The organism is Shewanella metallivivens, assembly GCF_028750675.1.
GTDB classification, from domain to species: Bacteria; Pseudomonadota; Gammaproteobacteria; order Enterobacterales; family Shewanellaceae; genus Shewanella; species Shewanella metallivivens.
Map to the genome: position 1 here is coordinate 408,069 of NZ_JAQQPZ010000015.1, position 23,133 is coordinate 431,201.

17 protein-coding genes, 1 tRNA gene and 3 rRNA genes are annotated in these 23,133 nt (G+C 43.9%); 13 read left to right on the top strand and 8 right to left on the bottom strand.

All coding sequences use genetic code 11. The annotated features are described in order from the left end of the window. Positions 1-88 precede the first annotated feature (88 nt). The gene (gene clpB, locus PQR79_RS19920; RefSeq protein WP_238107609.1) at positions 89-2,662 is read left to right on the top strand and encodes an ATP-dependent chaperone ClpB; all 2,574 of its coding nucleotides are present in this window, start codon (positions 89-91) and stop codon (positions 2,660-2,662) included. Positions 2,663-2,912: 250 nt separating this feature from the next. Here the strand turns inward: clpB and PQR79_RS19925 are convergent, their stop codons facing one another. After that, positions 2,913-3,353, bottom strand: a complete 441-nt coding sequence (locus tag PQR79_RS19925) for a DUF4124 domain-containing protein (RefSeq protein WP_274408632.1) — start codon at positions 3,351-3,353, stop codon at positions 2,913-2,915. Positions 3,354-3,451: 98 nt separating this feature from the next. On the opposite strand from PQR79_RS19925, the gene pssA reads away from it, so the two are divergent. The 9 genes from pssA to PQR79_RS19970 all read left to right on the top strand — a co-directional run bounded on the left by pssA (position 3,452) and on the right by PQR79_RS19970 (position 13,814). Next, positions 3,452-4,300 (top strand): CDP-diacylglycerol--serine O-phosphatidyltransferase, encoded by an 849-nt coding sequence (pssA, locus tag PQR79_RS19930; RefSeq protein ID WP_238107607.1) that lies wholly within the window; start codon positions 3,452-3,454, stop codon positions 4,298-4,300. A 927-nt stretch (positions 4,301-5,227) separates the two neighbouring features. Next, a 16S ribosomal RNA gene (locus PQR79_RS19935) occupies positions 5,228-6,770 on the top strand. 549 nt (positions 6,771-7,319) lie between these two features. Beyond that, positions 7,320-10,213, top strand: a 23S ribosomal RNA gene (locus PQR79_RS19940). Between the two features lie 138 nt (positions 10,214-10,351). Then, a 5S ribosomal RNA gene (gene rrf, locus PQR79_RS19945) occupies positions 10,352-10,467 on the top strand. Together the 16S, 23S and 5S rRNA genes form the textbook arrangement of a ribosomal RNA operon. A gap of 936 nt (positions 10,468-11,403) precedes the next feature. After that, a tRNA-Trp gene (locus PQR79_RS19950) sits at positions 11,404-11,480 on the top strand. 511 nt (positions 11,481-11,991) lie between these two features. Continuing rightward, the gene (locus PQR79_RS19955) at positions 11,992-12,300 is read left to right on the top strand and encodes an ArsR/SmtB family transcription factor (protein WP_238107234.1); all 309 of its coding nucleotides are present in this window, start codon (positions 11,992-11,994) and stop codon (positions 12,298-12,300) included. A gap of 70 nt (positions 12,301-12,370) precedes the next feature. Continuing rightward, positions 12,371-12,616, top strand: a complete 246-nt coding sequence (locus tag PQR79_RS19960; protein ID WP_238107235.1) for a thioredoxin family protein — start codon at positions 12,371-12,373, stop codon at positions 12,614-12,616. Between the two features lie 15 nt (positions 12,617-12,631). Then, a complete protein-coding gene (locus tag PQR79_RS19965) occupies positions 12,632-13,120 on the top strand; it encodes a nitrophenyl compound nitroreductase subunit ArsF family protein (protein WP_238107236.1) in 489 nt (162 codons plus the stop codon). Continuing rightward, positions 13,113-13,814, top strand: a complete 702-nt coding sequence (locus PQR79_RS19970; protein WP_238107237.1) for an aromatic aminobenezylarsenical efflux permease ArsG family transporter — start codon at positions 13,113-13,115, stop codon at positions 13,812-13,814. Before PQR79_RS19965 ends, PQR79_RS19970 begins: the two co-directional genes overlap by 8 nt. 82 nt (positions 13,815-13,896) lie before the next feature. Here the strand turns inward: PQR79_RS19970 and PQR79_RS19975 are convergent, their stop codons facing one another. Beyond that, entirely contained in the window at positions 13,897-15,180 is a 1,284-nt protein-coding gene (locus PQR79_RS19975) for an arsenic transporter (RefSeq protein ID WP_238107238.1), read from the bottom strand. Between the two features lie 677 nt (positions 15,181-15,857). On the opposite strand from PQR79_RS19975, the gene PQR79_RS19980 reads away from it, so the two are divergent. From PQR79_RS19980 to rimI, 3 genes are all read left to right on the top strand, one after another. Continuing rightward, positions 15,858-16,856, top strand: coding sequence for a permease (locus tag PQR79_RS19980; protein ID WP_238107275.1), 999 nt, complete (start codon positions 15,858-15,860; stop codon positions 16,854-16,856). Positions 16,857-16,962: 106 nt separating this feature from the next. Next, positions 16,963-17,334 carry a DNA polymerase III subunit psi gene (locus tag PQR79_RS19985; protein WP_238107239.1) on the top strand — a complete coding sequence of 124 codons (372 nt, stop codon included), beginning with the start codon at positions 16,963-16,965 and terminating at the stop codon, positions 17,332-17,334. Then, positions 17,321-17,776 (top strand): ribosomal protein S18-alanine N-acetyltransferase, encoded by a 456-nt coding sequence (gene rimI / locus PQR79_RS19990; RefSeq protein ID WP_238107240.1) that lies wholly within the window; start codon positions 17,321-17,323, stop codon positions 17,774-17,776. Before PQR79_RS19985 ends, rimI begins: the two co-directional genes overlap by 14 nt. 87 nt (positions 17,777-17,863) lie before the next feature. On the opposite strand, the gene lipA is transcribed toward rimI, so the two are convergent. The 6 genes from lipA to mltB form a co-directional block, all read right to left on the bottom strand. Continuing rightward, the gene (gene lipA, locus PQR79_RS19995; protein ID WP_238107241.1) at positions 17,864-18,829 is read right to left on the bottom strand and encodes a lipoyl synthase; all 966 of its coding nucleotides are present in this window, start codon (positions 18,827-18,829) and stop codon (positions 17,864-17,866) included. Beyond that, positions 18,829-19,479 (bottom strand): lipoyl(octanoyl) transferase LipB, encoded by a 651-nt coding sequence (lipB, locus tag PQR79_RS20000; RefSeq protein WP_238107242.1) that lies wholly within the window; start codon positions 19,477-19,479, stop codon positions 18,829-18,831. Before lipB ends, lipA begins: the two co-directional genes overlap by 1 nt. 83 nt (positions 19,480-19,562) lie before the next feature. Further along, positions 19,563-19,829: a DUF493 family protein YbeD gene (ybeD, locus tag PQR79_RS20005; RefSeq protein WP_238107243.1), complete on the bottom strand. Its 267-nt coding sequence runs from the start codon at positions 19,827-19,829 to the stop codon at positions 19,563-19,565. Between the two features lie 136 nt (positions 19,830-19,965). Continuing rightward, the gene (locus tag PQR79_RS20010) at positions 19,966-21,177 is read right to left on the bottom strand and encodes a serine hydrolase (RefSeq protein ID WP_238107244.1); all 1,212 of its coding nucleotides are present in this window, start codon (positions 21,175-21,177) and stop codon (positions 19,966-19,968) included. Positions 21,178-21,304: 127 nt separating this feature from the next. Further along, positions 21,305-22,123, bottom strand: a complete 819-nt coding sequence (locus PQR79_RS20015; protein ID WP_274408634.1) for a septal ring lytic transglycosylase RlpA family protein — start codon at positions 22,121-22,123, stop codon at positions 21,305-21,307. Positions 22,124-22,133: 10 nt separating this feature from the next. Beyond that, positions 22,134-23,126 carry a lytic murein transglycosylase B gene (gene mltB / locus PQR79_RS20020; protein ID WP_238107245.1) on the bottom strand — a complete coding sequence of 331 codons (993 nt, stop codon included), beginning with the start codon at positions 23,124-23,126 and terminating at the stop codon, positions 22,134-22,136. Between the last annotated feature and the right edge of the window lie 7 nt (positions 23,127-23,133).

Sequence of the window (23,133 nt, forward strand, 5' to 3'; positions counted from 1 at the left end):
AAAATTATCGCCCCCATCTTTAAAGTAACAAATTATTCATTTCTGAATTAATTTCCCATTACATAAGTATCAGATCCTAGGAGGTTATATGAGACTCGATCGTATGACTAATAAGTTTCAAATTGCCATTTCTGATGCCCAATCATTAGCCTTGGGGCGCGATCATCAATTTATCGAACCCACTCACTTAATGATGGCGCTACTCAATCAAGATTCTGGCTCTATTCATCCATTATTAACCCAAGCTGGCATTCGTGTTAGCGCGCTTCGTTCTGCCGTGACCCAGGAGTTGGAGCGTTTACCACAAGTTGATGGTACCGGTGGCGATGTTCAATTGTCTCAAGGATTAATCCGTCTACTGAATTTATGCGACAAGCTCGCCCAAAAACGTAAAGACAAATACATCTCGTCTGAATTGTTTGTGTTAGCGGCACTTGAAAACAACGATGCACTGTCAAAAGCGTTAAAAGAGTCGGGTGCCAGCAAAGAACTCATGGAAAAAACCATTGAGGACATGCGCGGCGGCCAAAAAGTTGATGATCCAAATGCTGAAGATCAGCGCCAAGCGTTAAAAAAGTTTACCGTTGATTTAACCGAGCGTGCCGAGCAGGGCAAACTGGATCCTGTGATTGGTCGTGACGATGAAATTCGCCGCACCATTCAGGTGTTGCAGCGCCGGAGTAAAAACAACCCTGTGTTAATCGGTGAGCCTGGCGTAGGTAAAACAGCCATTGTTGAAGGGCTGGCGCAACGGATCATTAATGGTGAGGTGCCAGAGGGCATTAAAAACAAGCGAGTGTTATCACTCGACATGGGCTCGCTTATTGCTGGCGCAAAATATCGCGGTGAGTTTGAAGAACGTTTAAAAGCAGTATTAAACGAATTGTCACAAGAAGAAGGGCAGGTCATCTTGTTTATTGATGAACTGCATACCATGGTGGGCGCCGGTAAAGGTGAAGGTGCCATGGATGCTGGCAACATGTTAAAGCCTGCGTTAGCCCGTGGTGACTTGCATTGTGTTGGCGCCACAACGTTAGATGAGTATCGTCAATACATTGAAAAAGATGCAGCACTTGAGCGTCGTTTCCAAAAAGTGATTGTTGATGAGCCTAGTGTTGAAGACACTATCGCTATTTTACGTGGTTTAAAAGAGCGTTACGAATTGCATCATCATGTTGAAATAACCGATCCTGCCATTGTTGCCGCAGCAACCATGTCACATCGTTATATTTCAGACAGAAAATTACCCGACAAAGCTATCGACTTAATTGACGAAGCGGCATCGAGCATTCGTATGCAAATCGACTCTAAGCCAGAGGCGTTGGACAAATTAGAGCGTCGTGCGATTCAGTTAAAGCTTGAAGAGCAAGCGCTCAGTAAAGAAACCGACGACGCCAGCCGCAAACGTTTAGACTTTTTACAACAAGAGTTGAAAGAAGTGGAAAGCCACGCAGCTGAGCTCAATGAGATTTGGCATACTGAAAAAGCCGCTCTTGCAGGTACGCAGCATATCAAAGCGGATCTTGAGCAAGCTCGCCTCGATTTAGAGGTGGCAAGACGTGCCGGCGATTTAACTCGCATGTCCGAATTGCAGTATGGAAGGATCCCTGAGCTTGAAAAGCAGCTCGATTTGGCGTCACAAGCTGAAATGCAAGATATGACCTTATTACGCAATAAGGTTACCGATATCGAAATTGCAGAAGTGTTATCAAAAGCAACAGGTATTCCCGTTTCAAAAATGCTTGAAGGTGAGCGCGAAAAACTCTTGCACATGGAAGATGCATTACACGAACGGGTTATTGGTCAACATGAAGCCGTCGATGCAGTATCAAATGCCATTCGTCGTAGCCGTGCAGGGCTTGCAGATCCACAGCGCCCTATAGGTTCATTTTTGTTCCTTGGGCCAACCGGTGTCGGTAAAACAGAGCTTTGTAAATCACTGGCTAAGTTTTTGTTTGATACCGAATCGGCATTGGTGCGCATCGATATGTCAGAGTTTATGGAAAAGCACACCGTGTCACGCCTAGTCGGTGCACCTCCCGGATATGTCGGGTATGAAGAGGGCGGCTATCTAACAGAAGCGGTTCGTCGTAAACCGTATTCGGTTATCTTGCTTGATGAAGTTGAAAAAGCGCATCCCGATGTGTTTAACATTTTACTGCAAGTGTTAGATGACGGCAGGTTAACTGATGGTCAAGGCCGTACGGTTGATTTTAAAAATACCGTCATCATCATGACATCTAACTTAGGTTCAGATCGTATCCAAGAAAGCTTTGGTCGCGCCAGTTATGATGAAATGAAACAAAGCGTGATGGAGGTGGTGATGCAAAACTTCCGTCCAGAGTTTTTAAACCGTGTCGATGAATCTGTGGTGTTCCATCCATTGGATGCCGAGAACATTAAACATATTGCTAGCATTCAGCTTGAGCTATTGCGTAAGCGGTTGGCTGAGAAAGAGTTTGATATTCAGTTAACTGATGCGGCGTTATCGCTAATCGCCGAAGCCGGTTTCGACCCTGTTTATGGTGCGCGCCCATTAAAACGTGCCCTACAGCAAGAAGTTGAAAACCCATTGGCGCAAAAACTCCTTCGCGGACAATTGCTGCCAGGTAAAATGATTAACGTTGATGTGGTTGATGGTCAGTTAACATTTGAGCAATAAACCAACTGCGTAAAATAAAAAGGGAGCGAAGGCTCCCTTTTTATTTGAGTGTTTGCTATTTAACCTGAGTTAGGGATAAGAGATGAATTATACTATTTAAAATCAGCATATTAACCCACTTCACTTTCACGGTTGTCAATTGTTATGCTAACAAGGCGAATTGACGCGTCAATACGACTATTGTAAGCCGATTCAATGCAGATAGTAGGGCAAAGGACCGTTTGAAAGTCGTTTATTATCCAGAGTCAGGTTATTTACAAAATAACTTTACCCGTTCAGTGTTTTCGGCAATCGCAGCTTGTCTTTGCTCTTCTGTCATGGCAACGGTTTCACCGGTTTCTTTGTTCTGTTGGTTTAACTGGGTATGAGTCGTTAATACATTAAGGCTGTGCTTAGCACTTTCGCAAATTTCTACAGCTTGTTTTTGGTCTTGTGCATTAATGATCTGTGCCGACTTTTCTAAATCAGTCATCTCTTTAGTGGGTGGCGTTTTTCTTTGCGGAGTACGAGTTCCTATTTTGGCAGGTTCCATATCTTCGCTATAAATTAATGTAGCATCTACACCCTTAGGTGGCTGCTGGCTGTAATGTACTACGCCGGCTTTATCAACCCATGTATAAATGGGTTCAGCATACAAAAAACAGCTAAAGGTAATAACGATTAAACTAATAACTAAACGAAAAGTTCCCATGTGAGTTCCCAAGGCTAAAATGACCCTATGCTTGATTGTTCCAAAATATGCTATCTTGAGTATAAATCCAACATCTAAAACAATATTGTTTAAAGTGTATGCAAAATTCATCCAATCAAACAGTAAAAAATAAAGGTATTTACTTATTACCTAACTTATTTACCACAGCAGGACTCTTTTCTGGGTTCTATGCCGTGATTTCATCTATGAATGGTCACTTTGAATCTGCAGCAATAGCAATCTTTATTGCGATGATTTGTGATGGACTAGACGGAAGAGTGGCTAGACTCACTAATACCCAAAGCGACTTTGGTGCCGAATACGATAGCATGGCCGACATGGTGTCGTTTGGGATGGCTCCAGCAATATTAGTTTATAACTGGGCTTTACAAGATTTAGGTAAAATAGGTTGGCTCGCTGCATTTATCTATTGTGCATCTGCTGCACTCAGACTTGCCCGATTTAACACGCAAGTGGGTGTTGCAGATAAACGCTTTTTTCAAGGGCTTGCCAGCCCAGCTGCTGCAGCATTAATCGCCGGAAGTATCTGGAGTGGTAGCAAATATGAAATTGATCCAACAAATATTAGTTATATCGTTGCCTTTGTTACCGCCTTAACTGGGCTATTAATGGTCAGTAATTTCAGATATCACTCATTTAAAGAAGTCGATTGGCGCGGTAGAGTCAATTTCATCGTCATGCTATTACTGGTTGGCGTATTTGTTGTTGTTTCTGTCGAACCGGCGATTATTTTGTGCTTAGGGTTTTACATATATGCCTTATCAGGACCTGTTATTACAATCAAAACCATTAAAAAGTTAAAGGTTGAGCATATTGTAGGGGATGAGCCAGTTCATGCTGATAAAACAGAGCTCCAGCAGGACGCTGTAGACCCTCATGTCGAAGACAAAACCCAAGCAATGCCATCAAAAGATAATCATCAATAGAATCGTGCCCCAAATTAACTCAATAATTATTGGGTTGTATCATTATAAGTAGCGCCATTAATTCGATGGTGCTGTTGTATTAAAATTACCTATTTACGATCCCAAAGATTGTTTATGTACTATAGTTAAAGTCTGCCTGAAATTAGTTAAAGTCTGTTTAGACATCAGGCTTTGTACATAGATTGCTAAACACATCGTGACTATTCGTACAAGACTACAATGACTATTTGGCAGTACATAAAGGACGTTAACTGTAATCAATCACTTTTATGCTTGTTAATTATTTATCGATATCATCGTTATCTGCTTTAACTTACTGATCAAAGGTGGTTCATTTGCATTTAGAAACCAAAAAGAGCCGAAAATGACTGTCGACTTAGTCTTAAAAGCCCTAAAAAGTTACTTTTATGTTGTGTTTTTAACCGTTATTAATGTGTTTTGTTTGAATAGTGCTCACTTAAGCTCTTTTTAGATAAAACCCTTAAAAAAGGGGTTGCACTAAATCTTATGGTGCCTATAATGCGCATCCACTGACACGGCAGACAGCGAAAGCAGTCACCAGGTTAGGTTGAATTAAGTGCTTCAAAACACTCGATTCAACAGCGAAAAGAAAGTTTGAAAAAACACTTGACGCGAACACGGGAAAGCGTAAAATACGCAGCCCAAGCCGACGACCTAGCGTCTAAGGCGATGCACGAAACACGGCATCAACGCTCTTTAACAATCTAAACAAGAAATCTGTGTGGACATTCACAGGTATTGAGTTATTCGAAATTGTCTTCTTGTTCTTCGGAATGTAGGCAATCAAAAAATTTAACTCAATGTAACGATGAGTGTTCATAGCAATATGTACAAAAGACTTGTTTCACCTTGGTGAAATAAGCAATCAGAATTCATTGAGCTGAATCGTAAGATTCAACAAAACTTTAATTGAAGAGTTTGATCATGGCTCAGATTGAACGCTGGCGGCAGGCCTAACACATGCAAGTCGAGCGGTAACACAAGGGAGCTTGCTCCTGAGGTGACGAGCGGCGGACGGGTGAGTAATGCCTAGGGATCTGCCCAGTCGAGGGGGATAACAGTTGGAAACGACTGCTAATACCGCATACGCCCTACGGGGGAAAGGAGGGGACCTTCGGGCCTTTCGCGATTGGATGAACCTAGGTGGGATTAGCTAGTTGGTGAGGTAATGGCTCACCAAGGCGACGATCCCTAGCTGTTCTGAGAGGATGATCAGCCACACTGGGACTGAGACACGGCCCAGACTCCTACGGGAGGCAGCAGTGGGGAATATTGCACAATGGGCGAAAGCCTGATGCAGCCATGCCGCGTGTGTGAAGAAGGCCTTCGGGTTGTAAAGCACTTTCAGTAGGGAGGAAAGGGTATTGCTTAATACGYAATATCTGTGACGTTACCTACAGAAGAAGGACCGGCTAACTCCGTGCCAGCAGCCGCGGTAATACGGAGGGTCCGAGCGTTAATCGGAATTACTGGGCGTAAAGCGTGCGCAGGCGGTTTGTTAAGCCAGATGTGAAATCCCCGGGCTCAACCTGGGAATTGCATTTGGAACTGGCGAACTAGAGTCTTGTAGAGGGGGGTAGAATTCCAGGTGTAGCGGTGAAATGCGTAGAGATCTGGAGGAATACCGGTGGCGAAGGCGGCCCCCTGGACAAAGACTGACGCTCATGCACGAAAGCGTGGGGAGCAAACAGGATTAGATACCCTGGTAGTCCACGCCGTAAACGATGTCTACTCGGAGTTTGGTGCCTTGAGCACTGGGCTCTCAAGCTAACGCATTAAGTAGACCGCCTGGGGAGTACGGCCGCAAGGTTAAAACTCAAATGAATTGACGGGGGCCCGCACAAGCGGTGGAGCATGTGGTTTAATTCGATGCAACGCGAAGAACCTTACCTACTCTTGACATCCACAGAAGATTGCAGAGATGCGATTGTGCCTTCGGGAACTGTGAGACAGGTGCTGCATGGCTGTCGTCAGCTCGTGTTGTGAAATGTTGGGTTAAGTCCCGCAACGAGCGCAACCCCTATCCTTATTTGCCAGCACGTAATGGTGGGAACTCTAGGGAGACTGCCGGTGATAAACCGGAGGAAGGTGGGGACGACGTCAAGTCATCATGGCCCTTACGAGTAGGGCTACACACGTGCTACAATGGCGAGTACAGAGGGTTGCAAAGCCGCGAGGTGGAGCTAATCTCACAAAGCTCGTCGTAGTCCGGATTGGAGTCTGCAACTCGACTCCATGAAGTCGGAATCGCTAGTAATCGTAGATCAGAATGCTACGGTGAATACGTTCCCGGGCCTTGTACACACCGCCCGTCACACCATGGGAGTGGGCTGCAAAAGAAGTGGGTAGTTTAACCTTCGGGAGAACGCTCACCACTTTGTGGTTCATGACTGGGGTGAAGTCGTAACAAGGTAGCCCTAGGGGAACCTGGGGCTGGATCACCTCCTTACCTATACGACTAACTCAATACTTGGTAGGCAATAAACTGCATCCGTGCGTTTATTGCACACAGCACATCCATGTGCTTGAGTGTTCACACAGATTGCTTGTTAACTTCTTCGGAAGTAGAGCGAAAACACACCGCGAGCCGGTTAAGTGTTGTTCTTTAACAATTTGGAAAGCTGATAGTATTTAATTGCATGAGTCTGTCATGTRATTAATTACAAATCGTTTGATGCGGCACTTTATTTTAGGTGACGTATCAAACATTGAGTTCTCAAAACACTGTTTAAGTGTCTTGAATATTCTAAAAACTAAGGCGATTTCGTGTGCGAAAGTGCATGAATTATCAAAGTAAAAACCAGCTAGTTGCAATGCAACTCAAGTTTTTCTTATCTTTTGTTTAGGCAAAGGGTGAGCGCAGTTAATCGCTTATTAGGCAAGGCTTGAAGTTGAACGACGAATGAGTGTAGCAGCGCTACATGATTGAAGAGTGAAACTGAACACGCCGCATAATAAGATGAGTAACAAGCGTAAGAAAGACCCATTTGGGTTGTATGGTTAAGTGACTAAGCGTATACGGTGGATGCCTTGGCAGTCAGAGGCGATGAAGGACGTAGTAACTTGCGAAAAGCGTTGGCGAGCTAGTAACAAGCATTTGAGCTAACGATGTCCGAATGGGGAAACCCACTCACATAAGTGAGTATCTGCACATGAATACATAGTGTGTAGAGGCAAACCCGGGGAACTGAAACATCTAAGTACCCGGAGGAAAAGAAATCAACCGAGATTCCCCTAGTAGCGGCGAGCGAACGGGGATTAGCCCTTAAGTCAGTGGGGTGTTAGTGGAATGTGTTGGAAAGCACAGCGGCACAGGGTGATAGCCCCGTACACGAAAACTAACCATTGATGAAAACGAGTAAGGCGGGACACGTGACATCCTGTTTGAATATGGGGGGACCATCCTCCAAGGCTAAATACTCCTGACTGACCGATAGTGAACCAGTACCGTGAGGGAAAGGCGAAAAGAACCCCTGTGAGGGGAGTGAAATAGAACCTGAAACCGTATACGTACAAGCAGTGGGAGCGGTTCTTGAGACCGTGACTGCGTACCTTTTGTATAATGGGTCAGCGACTTACATTTTGTAGCGAGGTTAAGCGAATAGCGGAGCCGTAGGGAAACCGAGTGTTAACTGCGCGTTTAGTTGCAAGGTGTAGACCCGAAACCCGGTGATCTAGCCATGGGCAGGTTGAAGGTTGAGTAACATCAACTGGAGGACCGAACCGACTTATGTTGAAAAATGAGCGGATGACTTGTGGCTGGGGGTGAAAGGCCAATCAAACCGGGAGATATCTGGTTCTCCTCGAAAGCTATTTAGGTAGCGCCTCGTACGAACACCATTGGGGGTAGAGCACTGTTAAGGCTAGGGGGTCATCCCGACTTACCAACCCTTTGCAAACTCCGAATACCAATGAGTGCTATACGGGAGACAGACGGCGGGTGCTAACGTCCGTCGTCAAAAGGGAAACAACCCAGACCGTCAGCTAAGGTCCCAAAGTGTATGTTAAGTGGGAAACGATGTGGGAAGGCTTAGACAGCTAGGATGTTGGCTTAGAAGCAGCCATCATTTAAAGAAAGCGTAATAGCTCACTAGTCGAGTCGGCCTGCGCGGAAGATGTAACGGGGCTAAACATACCACCGAAGCTACGGGTGCATGCCATTAGGTGTGCGCGGTAGAGGAGCGTTCTGTAAGCGGTTGAAGGTGAAGGGGTAACCCACACTGGACGTATCAGAAGTGCGAATGCTGACATGAGTAACGATAAAGGGAGTGAAAAACTCCCTCGCCGAAAGACCAAGGGTTCCTGTCCAACGTTAATCGGGGCAGGGTGAGTCGACCCCTAAGGTGAGGCCGAAAGGCGTAATCGATGGGAAACAGATTAATATTTCTGTACTTCTGCTAACTGCGATGGAGAGACGGAGAAGGCTAGGCTAGCGCGGCGTTGGTAGTCCGCGTTTAAGGTGGTAGGCTGATTTCTTAGGCAAATCCGGGAAATCTTAAGGCCGAGAGCTGATGACGAGTCACTAAGGTGATGAAGTAGTTAATGCCATGCTTCCAGGAAAATCTTCTAAGCTTCAGGTTAGTAGGAATCGTACCCCAAACCGACACAGGTGGTCGGGTAGAGAATACCAAGGCGCTTGAGAGAACTCGGCTGAAGGAACTAGGCAAAATGGTACCGTAACTTCGGGAGAAGGTACGCTCTTGGCGGTGATGAGACTTGCTCTCTAAGCTGCTGGGAGTCGCAGATACCAGGTGGCTGCAACTGTTTATCAAAAACACAGCACTGTGCAAAATCGCAAGATGACGTATACGGTGTGACGCCTGCCCGGTGCCGGAAGGTTAATTGATTGGGTTATCGCAAGAGAAGCTCATGATCGAAGCCCCGGTAAACGGCGGCCGTAACTATAACGGTCCTAAGGTAGCGAAATTCCTTGTCGGGTAAGTTCCGACCTGCACGAATGGCGTAATGATGGCCACGCTGTCTCCAGCCGAGACTCAGTGAAGTTGAAATTGCGGTGAAGATGCCGTATACCCGCGGCTAGACGGAAAGACCCCGTGAACCTTTACTATAGCTTGGCACTGAACATTGAACCTACATGTGTAGGATAGGTGGGAGACTTTGAAGCATGAACGCTAGTTTGTGTGGAGTCGTCCTTGAAATACCACCCTTGTAGTTTTGATGTTCTAACTCTGACCCCTAATCGGGGTTGAGGACAGTGCCTGGTGGGTAGTTTGACTGGGGCGGTCTCCTCCCAAAGAGTAACGGAGGAGCACGAAGGTTGGCTAAGTACGGTCGGACATCGTACGGTTAGTGCAATGGCATAAGCCAGCTTAACTGCGAGACATACACGTCGAGCAGGTACGAAAGTAGGTCATAGTGATCCGGTGGTTCTGAATGGAAGGGCCATCGCTCAACGGATAAAAGGTACTCCGGGGATAACAGGCTGATACCGCCCAAGAGTTCATATCGACGGCGGTGTTTGGCACCTCGATGTCGGCTCATCACATCCTGGGGCTGAAGTCGGTCCCAAGGGTATGGCTGTTCGCCATTTAAAGTGGTACGCGAGCTGGGTTCAGAACGTCGTGAGACAGTTCGGTCCCTATCTGCCGTGGGCGTTGGATGATTGAAGGGAGCTGCTCCTAGTACGAGAGGACCGGAGTGGACGAACCGCTGGTGTTCGGGTTGTTATGCCAATAGCATTGCCCGGTAGCTACGTTCGGAATCGATAACCGCTGAAAGCATCTAAGCGGGAAGCGAGCCCTAAGATGAGTCATCCCTAGGTCTTTAAGACCTCTAAAGAGCCGTTCGAGACTAGGACGTTGATAGGCATGGTGTGTAAGCGTTGTGAGGCGTTGAGCTAACATGTACTAATGACTCGTGAGGCTTAACCATACAACCCAGATGGGTTTTACTGATACTTAGTATTAGAATGAAGCGCTTAAGCAGTGTAGAGAAACTCAAACAATCAGCTTTCCGAATTATTATTTAATGCCTAATGAAGAATTGGTGCGTTAAATAAACAATTTTTTGTCTGGAAACCATAGAGCTGTGGTACCACCTGATCCCATTCCGAACTCAGAAGTGAAACACAGTATCGCCGATGGTAGTGTGGGGTCTCCCCATGTGAGAGTAGGTCATTTCCAGACGCCTAATATACGAAAAATCCTCAGCACAGCGTGTTGGGGATTTTTTCGTTTATCTGCCTGTAAATGACCACTCGAACATGGGATATAGAGAGTACATGCGTAGCATGCTGCCATACCATGTGATAGGCCAAAATTGTCCCAACAATTTAAGGCACTTCCCACATCCTTGTGGGTCGTAGGGTGAGTTTTTTGTGTTTATAAAGCGACGCTTTATGCAAATTAACGAACGTGAAGAGCTTGCTCGTAGCTGGCCATGACAGACGCCTAATAAAACAATGAGGCCACCCCAATCGGGTGGCCTTTTTGTTATGCGATAAAGTACTTATCGTATATTCACCATAAAATAGTGTGGTCGATATACTCATATGAGAGTAGGTTATTTTCAGACGCCTAATTATCTTATTAACAGATGCTCGAAATAGTGGTGAGAAGCCCATTGCTAACGCAACGGGCTTAATTTCGTCTGGTGTTTGTGTGTTGAATTATTTGGTATTACTCGGTAATTGTATTAATTGCTTAGTTTGTAAGTTAGTTGGGCTAGCCTGCCAGAAGACAGTCTACTATCAAGGCTACTCACCCCTTGGCTTAAGTTATTACTGAACCGCAAATTAACCATAGACTACTCTGCAGCGTTCTGGATTCTGTTCGCACCCTCAAGAAATTGAGCTACCGCCGATAAACGTTGCCATACGAGGACCGACAGTATGTTTAGATAGCCTGATTATTTTCAAACTGGTCTATGTTTCATAAAACAAGTTGTCACTGACAGATTCCTCAATTAGGTCATGTTTTTAGCGGAATGGTATTAATGCGTCTTTTATTTTTCCTCACTTCACATATGCATATTGAACTGCCTGAAAAAACTGCAATTGAACTGATATATTAAAAAAGTACTTTACCTTTGGAAGGGGTTTTAGCATAATGCCCCTCGTCAACAGGGGTGTAGTTCCAATTGGTAGAACAGCGGTCTCCAAAACCGATGGTTGCGGGTTCGAGTCCTGCCACCCCTGCCAAATTTAGAAGGCCTAGCAGAAATGCTAGGCCTTTGTCTTTTCAGAATTAAAATATCTACGTCTTACCTTATTTTTATCTTGTTAATACCTTGCTCCTTTATTTCATATACAAACCGATTCAATCATTCGTCTCTCTTGTTACTCGTTTTAGGAAATCCTTCGACTGATGACTTTTCGGGACTGTGCTAGTTATCTTGATCATTTTTCCATCCCTAAAATTAAGCGAATAAGGTTTTAATTTGCTATGTTGTGATTGATTTCTCTTAGTCAGGTTCAATAGTCAATTAATATGGAATGTAAGTTACGATAACTTGTGATTTATCATTTTTATATGCGGTACCAGATTGATGATGTCATGCTCGCTACAGTGATTAAGTCAATTTGTCTCTGTTAACTCGGGGCTGTCATCACTATAGTTAGGTAACTGTCGAAAAATTATCATCGTTCGGTGCTTTGATGATGTTGTTGTATATTGATATTTCGACGTTTGATTTTAATAAAAGTTGGGTTTATGAAAGAAAGAACAAAAGTTAAAGCAAACATTTTTAAAGCGCTTGGTCATCCAACTCGTTTATGGATAGTTGAGCAACTGGCCGATGGTGAAAAGTGTGTCTGTGAATTTGTTGAAGAAGTTAACGTTGATTTCTCAACAATCTCTAAGCATTTAGCTGTATTACGTCATGCTGGTGTGGTGAGTATGGACAAGCGCGGCAAACAAATTTTTTACTCATTAAAAATGCCATGCTTGCTGAGTTCTTTAGACTGCATTGATGTTGTGTTGAATAACCAAATTCAGCATCAGATCACATTAATGGATTAATTTTTATCTTACATTTGGTCAAATGGCAAAATAACCAATTGTATGTAACATCACTAATCGGAGGACCATTATGGACATTAAAATACTCGGCACAGGGTGCACTAAGTGTCAAAAGCTTGCAGATGCAGCAACCGAAGCCGCAAAAGCACATAACCTTGATTTTCAGATAACAAAAGTGACAGATATTGCCCAAATTATGGATTATGGTGTGATGTCGACGCCGGCTTTAGTGGTTGATGATCAGGTTGTGATGAGTGGCCGTTTAGCTAGCGTTGAAGAGATTGTTGCGTTGCTTAAGCCCTATGTAAAATTCTGATCCCATGGGGGCTGTATGAATGCTAAAACCATCGTAAGGTTTTTGCTATTGAGTGTTGTTTGTCTCGGTGTGGTATTGGCCGGCTACCAGCAATTTACCGGTAAATTAACTGCCTCAGAGAATACCGCTAATGACTCTGTCAATGTGAAGCAACAATTAAAAGACGGCATTAATATTTATTATTTTCATGGTAATCAGCGATGCACTACATGCGTTCGGATGGAGGGCTTCACTAAAGACACGTTGAACCAATATTTTTCGCAACAAGTTAACGATGGCAAAGTTCAATTAAACATCGTCAATGTAGACTTAAACGAAAACCAACACTTTATTGATGACTATCAATTAATCTTTAGGACGGTTGTGATCGCAAACGCCAAGGATGGTGTTGAAACCGATTGGCGTCGTTTAGATAGAATATGGGAACTTGCTAATGATGAAGCGGCCTACCAAGCTTATCTAGCGGAAGAGATTGGCTCAATGATGAAGCATTCACATGGGTGAATGGCCAATTATGTTGATGTCGGCATTCTGGTTCGGCATCTTAACATCCATTAGTCCGTGCCCATTAGCGACAAATGTCGCGGCGATTTCGTACATCAGTAAAGGTGTTCAATCGCCGTCTAAAGTGATTTTTACAGGGCTGGCTTATACTTTAGGGCGCATGCTTAGTTACTTGGCCCTAGGCGTGATATTGGTTGGCAGTTTACTGTCGGCGGTGTCATTGTCGGTAGTATTGCAAAAATACATGAACCTGCTACTGGGGCCTATTTTAATTCTAGTGGGGATGTTTTTACTGGAGTTACTGACCTTACGCTTACAGGGTAAGGGAGATTTAATTGAAACCCTAAAAGGCAAAATTAATCCACAAGGTTATGTTGGAGCGTTATTACTTGGGGTGTTGTTTGGCTTGTCATTTTGCCCAACATCAGCGGCACTATTTTTTGGTTCGCTATTGCCTCTAGCATTGGAATCTCAGTCTAGTATTGCGCTTCCGGCTATTTATGGCATTGCTACCGGTTTACCCGTGTTGTTATTTGCAATCCTGTTAGGGATTAGCGCAAATAAAGTGGCGAGTGCCTATAACCATTTGATGACATTTGAACATTGGGCTAGAAAGATCACTGGTGGGGTATTTATTGCGATTGGTCTTTACTACGTATGGAGCAATATATTTACCCCCGTTTTGATGATGTAATATGGCAATGACATAGTATCGGCGATGGATATGACGTGAGTGAGAAAGCACTAAACGCGGGTTTTAGTGCTTTCTGTAACCGTTAGAGCGATAACCGCAGTGCAAGTGCCGCGAGCGTGACAAATAATACGGGTAAGGTCATTACAATACCGACTCTGAAATAGTATCCCCAGGTGATTTTAATGTCTTTTTTAGCCAAAACATGCAGCCATAACAAGGTGGCTAAACTACCGATAGGGGTGATTTTTGGGCCTAAATCACTGCCGATGATATTGGCGTAAACCATTGCTTCTTTAATCACACCAATGGCATCGCTACCATCAATAGACAGGGCACCTACCAGTACAGTAGGCATGTTATTCATGATGGACGATAAAAACGCGACTAAAAAGCCTGTGCCCATGGTCGCAACCCAAAGCCCTTGCTGAGCAAAACTATTTAATATACTCGATAAGTAGTCAGTTAAGCCGGCATTACGCAGACCATAAACCACTAAATACATGCCAAGCGAAAACACCACAATTTGCCATGGGGCGCCACGAACCACCTTATTGGTGTCGATGATATGGCCCTTTTTAGCCACGACAAATAAAACAAATGCACCTACCGCAGCAACTAAACTTACCGGTACGCCAAGTGGTTCTAGGCCAAAAAAACCAACCAAGAGCAGCGCTAACACGCCCCAACCGGTTTTAAAGGTGTGCAAATCGTTAATCGCCTCTTTGGGGAGGCGCAGCTTTTGTACGTCATAATTGACCGGAATATCTTTGCGGAAAAACCAATGCAACATGACTAAGGTGGCAATAATGGCTGCTATATCAACAGGAACCATAACAGCGGCATACTGATTAAACCCAATATCAAAAAAGTCAGCTGACACGATATTAACTAGGTTAGAGACAATTAAAGGCAGGCTTGCGGTGTCTGCAATAAAGCCTGCAGCCATGACAAAGGCGAGTGTTGCCCCTTTGCTAAAGCCTAATGCTAATAACATAGCGATGACGATAGGGGTTAAGATGAGCGCGGCCCCATCATTGGCAAACAACGCTGCTACACTGGCACCTAATAGCACAATATAGCTAAATAATAACCGTCCACGGCCGTTGCCCCAACGTGCAACGTGAAGTGCTGCCCATTCGAAAAAGCCTGATTCATCTAATAATAAACTGATAATAATAACAGCGATAAATGTGGCGGTCGCATTCCAAACAATATCCCATACAACGGGGATATCGCCTAAATGCACCACTCCTAAAAGTAAGGCGAGTATTGCCCCTAAAGAGGCACTCCAGCCAATGCCTAAACCCTTAGGCTGCCAAATGACTAACACTATGGTAAGAACAAAAATTGCTCCGGCCAACCACATATAACCTCCTAAAATGGTAGTTGTTACTACCGTGAATCATAAAAACAGTGTTGATAATGGTTTGCTACTGAGTGTTTATTACAGTATATGAGCAATGTATTTCACTGTGGATAATATATATGAAATTTCGCATGTACTATACGCCTGAAATCAATATAGTCAAATGTGTTGCAGCTTTTTTGTTTGTTCAACATGTTAATGATTACGGTGTTAGCGGATACAGAGTTTGTTTAATTGGTTAACTGTTTACTTGGCCAAGTGAGAGGGTGTTGTTTGGTATGTCGCTCAGTTAACTTCAACTGTTTTGCGGTTAATCGTTTGATGCTGTGTATTGACTGTTATGGATTATTTTTGGTTTAAAGCTTGGCAAAACCAATATGAAGTAATAATACCAATCAGGATAAATAAGTGCTCAGAGATTGCAGCGAGCGAGTATTTTTCCTTCAACATTTGTAACCACGTTATAAGCGATGTCAGCAGTCAAAATGATCCCATTTTTGTACGTAATGGCGTAACCAAGGGGGCGGCATTTATCTCGTTGGAGTGAGTTGTTAATTGTAAAAACTTGATCTAGAACATATGAATTTTCATATATAATCTTGATAATAGTGTTACCTAACGATTCTAGCGTATAAGCATTTTAATCATCTTGTGCTTATATTTAAGGCGGTCAAATGATGTTGCAAATTTTTTCTGATTTAGCAACGTGGCTCACTTACGGGATATTTAACTTAGATCCCAATACCAAGCTTGCTGATGCGGTTCATTTCTTTATTGAAGATACCACTAAGATTTTTGCGTTACTGATATTGATGATTTACGTCATCGCACTGGTTAGGGCCTCACTGAATGTTGAACGTGTGAGAGACTATTTGGCCGGTAAAAATCGATTTGTCGGCTATTTTATGGGTTCGGTTTTTGGCTCTGTCACGCCTTTCTGCTCTTGTTCGAGTATTCCTGTCTTTTTAGGTTTCACCTCAGCAGGGATCCCGGTTGGGATCACCATGGCTTTTTTGATTACCTCACCATTGATCAACGAAGTGGCGATTTTGTTGCTAATTAGCCTCCTTGGTTGGAAATTCACCGTGATTTATGTGGCTGTGGGTATGTCGGTTGGCATATTAGCGGGGGCATTTTTAGATGCCATTCACGCAGAGCGCTGGTTGCAATCTTTTGCGGCTAAAGCACTAGAGAGGGGCCAAGCACAAACGAATACGGGTCAGCCTAATGAGGCCACATCTGCCTCGTTGACATTAGCTGAGCGCCATCAATTTGCTAAAAATGAGATGCTAGAAATATTTGGCCGGGTATGGAAATGGGTCATTATTGGGGTTGGGCTGGGCGCTGCACTCCATGGTTTTGTTCCCAACGGCTGGATTGAAGCCCATTTAGGCAATGGTCAATGGTGGTCTGTGCCAGCCGCTGTATTGGTGGGGATTCCGTTGTATTCAAATGCCACAGGGGTTATCCCTATCATGGAAAGCCTTATTATCAATGGTCTGCCTATTGGCACCACATTGGCATTTTGTATGGCTACGGTTGCCGCCAGCTTTCCTGAGTTCATCTTACTGAAGCAAGTCATGCAATGGCGCTTATTGATGATAGTATTTAGTATTTTGCTGATTTCATTTACCTTTATTGGTTGGATATTCAATATCATTAGCCCCATGTTATAGCGGCTAAAAATGTCGTTCAGGGTGATTGCGTGTGATAGCTCTCTTTTTACCCTAGCGCTTAGCTGCTATGCTTAGCGATGAAATATTTGCTAACAATGAGAGCCTAATGGACCAATCTGCTTTTTTAGATGCAATGAATATTACTCGTTGGCGCAGTGCTGATAAGCCGATAAAACCCTATCTTGTGTTACACGATCTTGACGCGGATCTTTCAGATGAGACATTCATTGCTGATGTATTGCGGTTATTGAACGTGAAAATGGAAGATTGTGAATTTGATTGTGAAATGGTGAAAGGCCCTCAAGTGGTTTGGGATATGCGTAAAGTAAAAGTCAGACCGCGAGTGGCGTGGATTGTCAGTGCGCCTTTAAGTGAGCTACCTGTTAACCCGCAAGAGAAGCGTCAGCTTTGGCAGCAAATTAGCCAGTATCTTAATAAGCAGCAGACTACAAATGGCGGCCATAATGCACAACACTGAAGCCTATAGTGTTATTCATCTGAGTATTGATGATGTGGATGATATGGTCTCCATTGAAAACCAAGCTCATACTCACCCCTGGACTAAGGCTGTCATTGCAGATTGTTTTGGGCCTTTGTATCGAACTATCGGCATTAAGCAGCAGGGCCAGTTATTAGGCTTTGCGATTGTGCAGCAAATTATTGATGAAGCGACTTTGCTTGATATTTGTGTGGCACCAGCCTATCAAGGCCAAGGATTTGGGTTATTACTTATTCGACACCTTCTGAGCGAAGCGAAACAAGCAGAGGCTGTTGTGATGATGTTAGAGGTACGTGAGTCAAATACCTCTGCCAAAGGGTTGTACGAGAAAGTGGGCTTTAGAGAGTCCGGTCGACGCAAAAACTATTATCAAACCAGTAATGGTAATGAAGATGCGATTTTGATGGATAAGCCCTTATAAGCTTTATTTGTCGCCTACTTCGATATTGCAGACATAAAAAAACAGCGCTTAATGCGCTGTTTTTTATTGGTCAATTTCAGTAACTGGTTATTTCACTTCTTTACCTTGAGCTTGTAAGTCTGCATGGTAGCTTGAACGAACCAAAGGTCCACAAGCTGCATGAGTAAAGCCTATTTCATCAGCAAGCGCCTTTAACTCATCAAACTCTGCTGGCGGCACGTAGCGCTCAACTGGCAAGTGGAATTTAGATGGTTGTAAGTATTGGCCTAGCGTGAGCATTTCTACATTATGTGCACGTAAATCGCGTAACACTTGAGCGATTTCTTCGTTAGTTTCACCCAGACCCATCATTAATCCTGACTTAGTCGGTACATTTGGATGGCGTTCTTTAAAACGTTTAAGTAAGTCTAACGACCACTGATAGTTAGCCCCAGGACGGGCTTTACGGTAATGCGCTGGCGCCGTTTCTAGGTTGTGGTTAAATACATCAGGTGGCTCAGTCGCCAAAATGTCGAGTGCGGCATCAATACGACCACGGAAATCAGGTACCAGAATTTCAATTTTGATTTCTGGGTTTAACAGGCGGATTTCGCGGATACAGTCTGCAAAATGTTGTGCGCCACCATCACGTAAGTCATCACGGTCTACTGAGGTGATAACCACGTATTTAAGCTTCATATCTCTAATCGTTTCAGCTAATTTTACAGGCTCTTGTGCATCAGGTTTTAATGGACGGCCATGAGCAACGTCGCAAAACGGGCAACGACGAGTGCAAATTGCACCTAAAATCATAAAGGTTGCCGTGCCGTGGTTAAAACATTCTGCAAGATTAGGGCATGATGCCTCTTCACATACAGAATGTAAGCCGTTTTTGCGCAAGGCTGATTTGATATCCAGAATACGTTGATTTGATGCCGGTAATTTTACGCGTAACCAATCTGGTTTACGTAACATGGTTTCGCGCTCAGATGGCACCACTTTGACAGGGATCCGCGCGACTTTTTCTGCATCACGCAATTTAACACCTGGTTGTAATCTTTCAGGCCTATTCATTATTCTGCTAATCCTTGATGATGTGCAAGTTGTTGATAGCCCATAATTTGGCTAAAGGTTTGGATTAATTTGTCACCGGCTTCTAGCACGGTTTGTGGTCCGCCTAAGGCTTTACATTGCACCATTTCTAAACCGGCATAACCGCAAGGATTAATACGTTGAAATGGGGCTAAATCCATGTCGACATTCAGTGCTAAACCATGGAATGAACAACCTTTACGAATACGTAGCCCTAATGAAGCGACTTTTCTTTCGTTTACATACACGCCAGGTGCATCGGCTTTGGCATAAGCTTCGATATCATATTGCGCTAACATATCGACAATACTTTGCTCAATATGATTGACCAATTGACGTACGCCGATTTTATTACGTTTTATATCGATAAGTGGATAAACCACTAATTGGCCTGGGCCGTGATAGGTGACTTGGCCGCCACGGTCTACCTGAATTACGGGAATGTCGCCAGGGTTTAATACATGCTCACTTTTACCTGCTTGGCCTTGGGTAAATACTGGCGAGTGCTCAACGATCCACAGCTCATCATGGCTGTTGCTGTCACGAGTGTCAGTATAGTCCTGCATGGCATGCCAAATAGACTCGTAGTCTTGCAGGCCGAGATGGCGAATGTGCAGTGTATTTGTTTGCAAGGGCAACGTCTCCCCTAGGTAGATGGTGTGATTAATTCTTGAGTATTATACTCAAGTTTAACGCGAATGCTGACTCTTTTGAGTTACAAAACGCGTTTTACACCGTCAATAGCGGCAAGATCGGTATACGCTTTTTCAATGTGTTCTTTGCTGGTCACAGTAATTCGAATGGTCACCGAATAGTAACTGCCTTTGCTTGATGCTTTTACTGTTGGCGCATAATCACCAGGGGCAAGTTGTTGTGCTACAGCAACAACGCGATCAGCAAGTGTATCATCGGCATCACCAATCACTTTGAATGGGCATGAATTTGGAAATTCCATTACTTGGTCAAAAGTTGTATCTAACATTGGCTACTCAATTGGGTTGGCTATGACTTAAATATGGTGGCGATTATACCCGATTCAAGCCTGATAGGGCTGAAAAAATTAAAGCCGCACAAATGCGGCTTTAATTGATTGATTCAACGGTAATTTACAAATCAGTTTATTCGAACCAACTCGCAAACATTTGCTTAAAGTAATCCATTAACTTACTAAACCAGCTGCCTTCTTCAACCTCGTTTAAGGTGACGAGTGGGAATTGGGCAATGTCTTTACCATCAAGTTGAAAATACACACGGCCGACAACGTCACCTTTAGCCAGTGGTGCGGTCAGTTCTTTGGTTAACTCGAAGTTAGCTTGTAAATCTTTTGCTTTACCACGGTTGATGGTAATCGGCGTGTCGGTCATAACGCCTAAATCAACGGTTGCTCTGTCACCATACCAAATATTTTGCGTGACAAAAGTGTCGCCAGCTTTGTAAGGGGTAATGGTTTCAAAGAAACGGAAACCGTAGTTAAGTAGTTTTTTACTTTCAGCTTTACGAGCAGATTCACTCGCTGTGCCCATCACAACCGTAATTAAACGCATGCCTTCGCTTGTTGCTGATGAGACGAGGTTATAACCCGCACCAGAAGTGTGACCGGTTTTAATGCCGTCAACGTTTAAGCTTTTATCCCATAACAGGCCGTTACGGTTATATTGCTTGATGCCATTGTAAGTAAAAGACTTTTCTGAATATACACGGTATTCCTCTGGTACGTCGCGGATAAGCGCTGCACCGAGTATGGCCATGTCGTAAGCGGTGGTTTTATGATTTTCTGAATCAAGACCATGGGAGTTTTCAAAGTAGCTGTCATGCATGCCTAACTGTTTGGCCCATGAATTCATTAGGTCCACAAAAGCGCCTTCAGTACCTGCAATGTGTTCAGCCATTGCGACACAGGCATCGTTACCAGACTGAATAATGATCCCGCGGTTTAAGTCGTGTACTTTGACCGTTTTCCCCACTTCAATAAACATTTTAGATGAGTCTGGAAAGTTTTTTGACCAAGCATTTTTGGTGATGGTGACATCATCATCTAGCGAGATATTACCTTCACGGACCTCATAACCAATCACATAGCTGGTCATCATTTTAGTTAAACTGGCAGGGTTTAAACTTTCGTAAGCATTTTCTTCGGCGATAACTCGACCTGAATTGTAATCCATTAGCACATAAGCTTTGGCGGCAACACTCGGCGCATCAGGGGTTACCATCGGGGCTCGATTAGGCGTTGGACGTGGATCGGGTTGCGGAGTGGCGGCAAGTGAAGAGAATGACACGACAGATGCAAAAAGCATTGAAGTGAGTTGAGCGGTCTTATAAGTCATCATGAATTAGGCACGTCTCTAGTTAGTCGAAGAAAAGACAAAAAATTAATTTTAATAATTGTTAATGATTATACATGAGTAGACAATTATTTCGCATTAAGGTTCTTTCATTGAGCTTAAATGTACTGTGCTAAGGCACAATAAAGCTTTGTGGGTAGCCTTCTGCCTGTAATCTATCTAAGAGTTTATTTGTTAAGTGAATTTGCTTAACTGGCCCAAGTTGTAGCCTGTGTATCCCATTAGATGAACTCACCCGTGAAGATACCGCGTATTGCGTTTCAAGCTCTCTTGCCAGCATGTTGACCCGCAATTTATCTTTTGATGCGACCACCTGTATAAAATGGTTGTCATTGTCTTTGAGATCACTAATCACTCGCTGCTCAGCAGATGGAACATAAATGGTTTCAAGCTGAACTCTTGCCGTGCCCTTAGCTAACATGCCTAGGTGGTAGGCTCCCGCATAGGATAGATCGATAACACGACCATGATGAAACGGTCCCCTGTCGTTAACGCGGACAATAATTTGCTTGTTATTGTCTAGGTTAGTGACTTTGACATAACTTGGTAAGGGTAAATTTTTATGTGCTGCTGACATGGCATACATGTCATAGGTTTCACCATTTGAGGTTAAATGCCCATGAAACTTTGAGCCATACCAAGAGGCGTGGCCTTGTTCTTTAAAGCCTTTACCTGTGTCGAGTACTTTATAGCTTTTGCCTAACACCGTATAGTCGCGATTACCTTGGCGGCTGTAGGGTTCGTATTTGGGCTGAGCATTTTTTACTAAGCTAACATCTGGCGCATCATCAGGGTAACGATCATTATCCATTTGATAACGGCTTTTGCTTGCAGGATTTTTGCCCGCTTTACTCGCGTCATTTGATGAGCAGCTTATCACCAACATGCTGCACAACAAGGTGAGTAGAAGGGCGCGAATTGACATTGGCATACAGGATTACCTAGCGCTGATAGTGAGCATTAAGTTGCTCACTAAATTGATAAACGGCCATGGCATATAGTGGGCTTCTGTTGTATCGGGTGATGACATAAAAGTTTTTCAGTCCTAACCAATATTCAGAAGCCTCTGGCTGATCTAATTTGACTAAGAGTGCTTTTTGCGAAGCGTCGATATCTTGATTTTTGGCTAAACTAAGGCTCGGGCTAAGAATGTCAGAGACTTTGTAATGCAATTTTTCTTTGGTCCAGACTTTTGCCTTTGGGGCTTGGTTTGATGTGTGGTTAAGCAATAAGGCCACCGGTTGACCTTTTTGCCAACCATGTTGATGAAAGTAATTTGCCACACTGCCAATGGCATCAGCCTTACTGGTTAACAAGTCTCTTATGCCGTCCCCATCAAAATCAACGGCATAGTGGCGGTAGCTCGACGGAATAAATTGACCATAACCCATTGCACCGGCATATGAACCTTTTAAGGTGCTGTTATCGAGCTTTTCTTCTTTAATGAGCGCCATTAGGTTGGCGTATTCGCTACGAAAGAAGGTTGCTCGTGGCGGATAATAAAAGCCTAAGGTGTACAATGAATCTTGCACACGGTGATTACCCATGTAACCGCCATAGAAGGTTTCGATCCCTATAATAGCCACAATAATTTGCGGGTCGACATTAAACTCGTTTGCCGCTTTATTGATGATCGCGTGGTTTTCTTTCCAAAACGCCAAGCCTTTTTCTAGACGTTTTTCGGTAAGAAAAATCGGGTAGTATTGATACCAGGGTTTGGCTTCCCATGGTTTGCTGATGGCATCGATGATGTTTTGGTCAAAAGTTGAACCCGACAAAAACGCTTCAACTTCAGCTTTGTTTGCACCTTTGTTCACTTGTTCTGTAATGAAGGCACTTTGCAATGCTTTGGGATCATTGTCTGCTGCTTGTGCATTAACAAAGAGGCTGCAAAGCAATGTCAGGCTGGCGATTTGTAATGTTGTTCTAGCCATGATTAAC

What these genes read in the sequence shown, in the direction of transcription:
- clpB (WP_238107609.1), top strand. Translation starts at nt 89, where the DNA reads ATGAGACTCGATCGTATGACTAATAAGTTTCAAATTGCCATTTCTGAT.
- PQR79_RS19925 (WP_274408632.1), bottom strand. Translation starts at nt 3,353, where the DNA reads ATGGGAACTTTTCGTTTAGTTATTAGTTTAATCGTTATTACCTTTAGC.
- pssA (WP_238107607.1), top strand. Translation starts at nt 3,452, where the DNA reads ATGCAAAATTCATCCAATCAAACAGTAAAAAATAAAGGTATTTACTTA.
- PQR79_RS19955 (WP_238107234.1), top strand. Translation starts at nt 11,992, where the DNA reads ATGAAAGAAAGAACAAAAGTTAAAGCAAACATTTTTAAAGCGCTTGGT.
- PQR79_RS19960 (WP_238107235.1), top strand. Translation starts at nt 12,371, where the DNA reads ATGGACATTAAAATACTCGGCACAGGGTGCACTAAGTGTCAAAAGCTT.
- PQR79_RS19965 (WP_238107236.1), top strand. Translation starts at nt 12,632, where the DNA reads ATGAATGCTAAAACCATCGTAAGGTTTTTGCTATTGAGTGTTGTTTGT.
- PQR79_RS19970 (WP_238107237.1), top strand. Translation starts at nt 13,113, where the DNA reads ATGGGTGAATGGCCAATTATGTTGATGTCGGCATTCTGGTTCGGCATC.
- PQR79_RS19975 (WP_238107238.1), bottom strand. Translation starts at nt 15,180, where the DNA reads ATGTGGTTGGCCGGAGCAATTTTTGTTCTTACCATAGTGTTAGTCATT.
- PQR79_RS19980 (WP_238107275.1), top strand. Translation starts at nt 15,858, where the DNA reads ATGTTGCAAATTTTTTCTGATTTAGCAACGTGGCTCACTTACGGGATA.
- PQR79_RS19985 (WP_238107239.1), top strand. Translation starts at nt 16,963, where the DNA reads ATGGACCAATCTGCTTTTTTAGATGCAATGAATATTACTCGTTGGCGC.
- rimI (WP_238107240.1), top strand. Translation starts at nt 17,321, where the DNA reads ATGCACAACACTGAAGCCTATAGTGTTATTCATCTGAGTATTGATGAT.
- lipA (WP_238107241.1), bottom strand. Translation starts at nt 18,829, where the DNA reads ATGAATAGGCCTGAAAGATTACAACCAGGTGTTAAATTGCGTGATGCA.
- ybeD (WP_238107243.1), bottom strand. Translation starts at nt 19,829, where the DNA reads ATGTTAGATACAACTTTTGACCAAGTAATGGAATTTCCAAATTCATGC.
- PQR79_RS20010 (WP_238107244.1), bottom strand. Translation starts at nt 21,177, where the DNA reads ATGATGACTTATAAGACCGCTCAACTCACTTCAATGCTTTTTGCATCT.
- PQR79_RS20015 (WP_274408634.1), bottom strand. Translation starts at nt 22,123, where the DNA reads ATGCCAATGTCAATTCGCGCCCTTCTACTCACCTTGTTGTGCAGCATG.
- mltB (WP_238107245.1), bottom strand. Translation starts at nt 23,126, where the DNA reads ATGGCTAGAACAACATTACAAATCGCCAGCCTGACATTGCTTTGCAGC.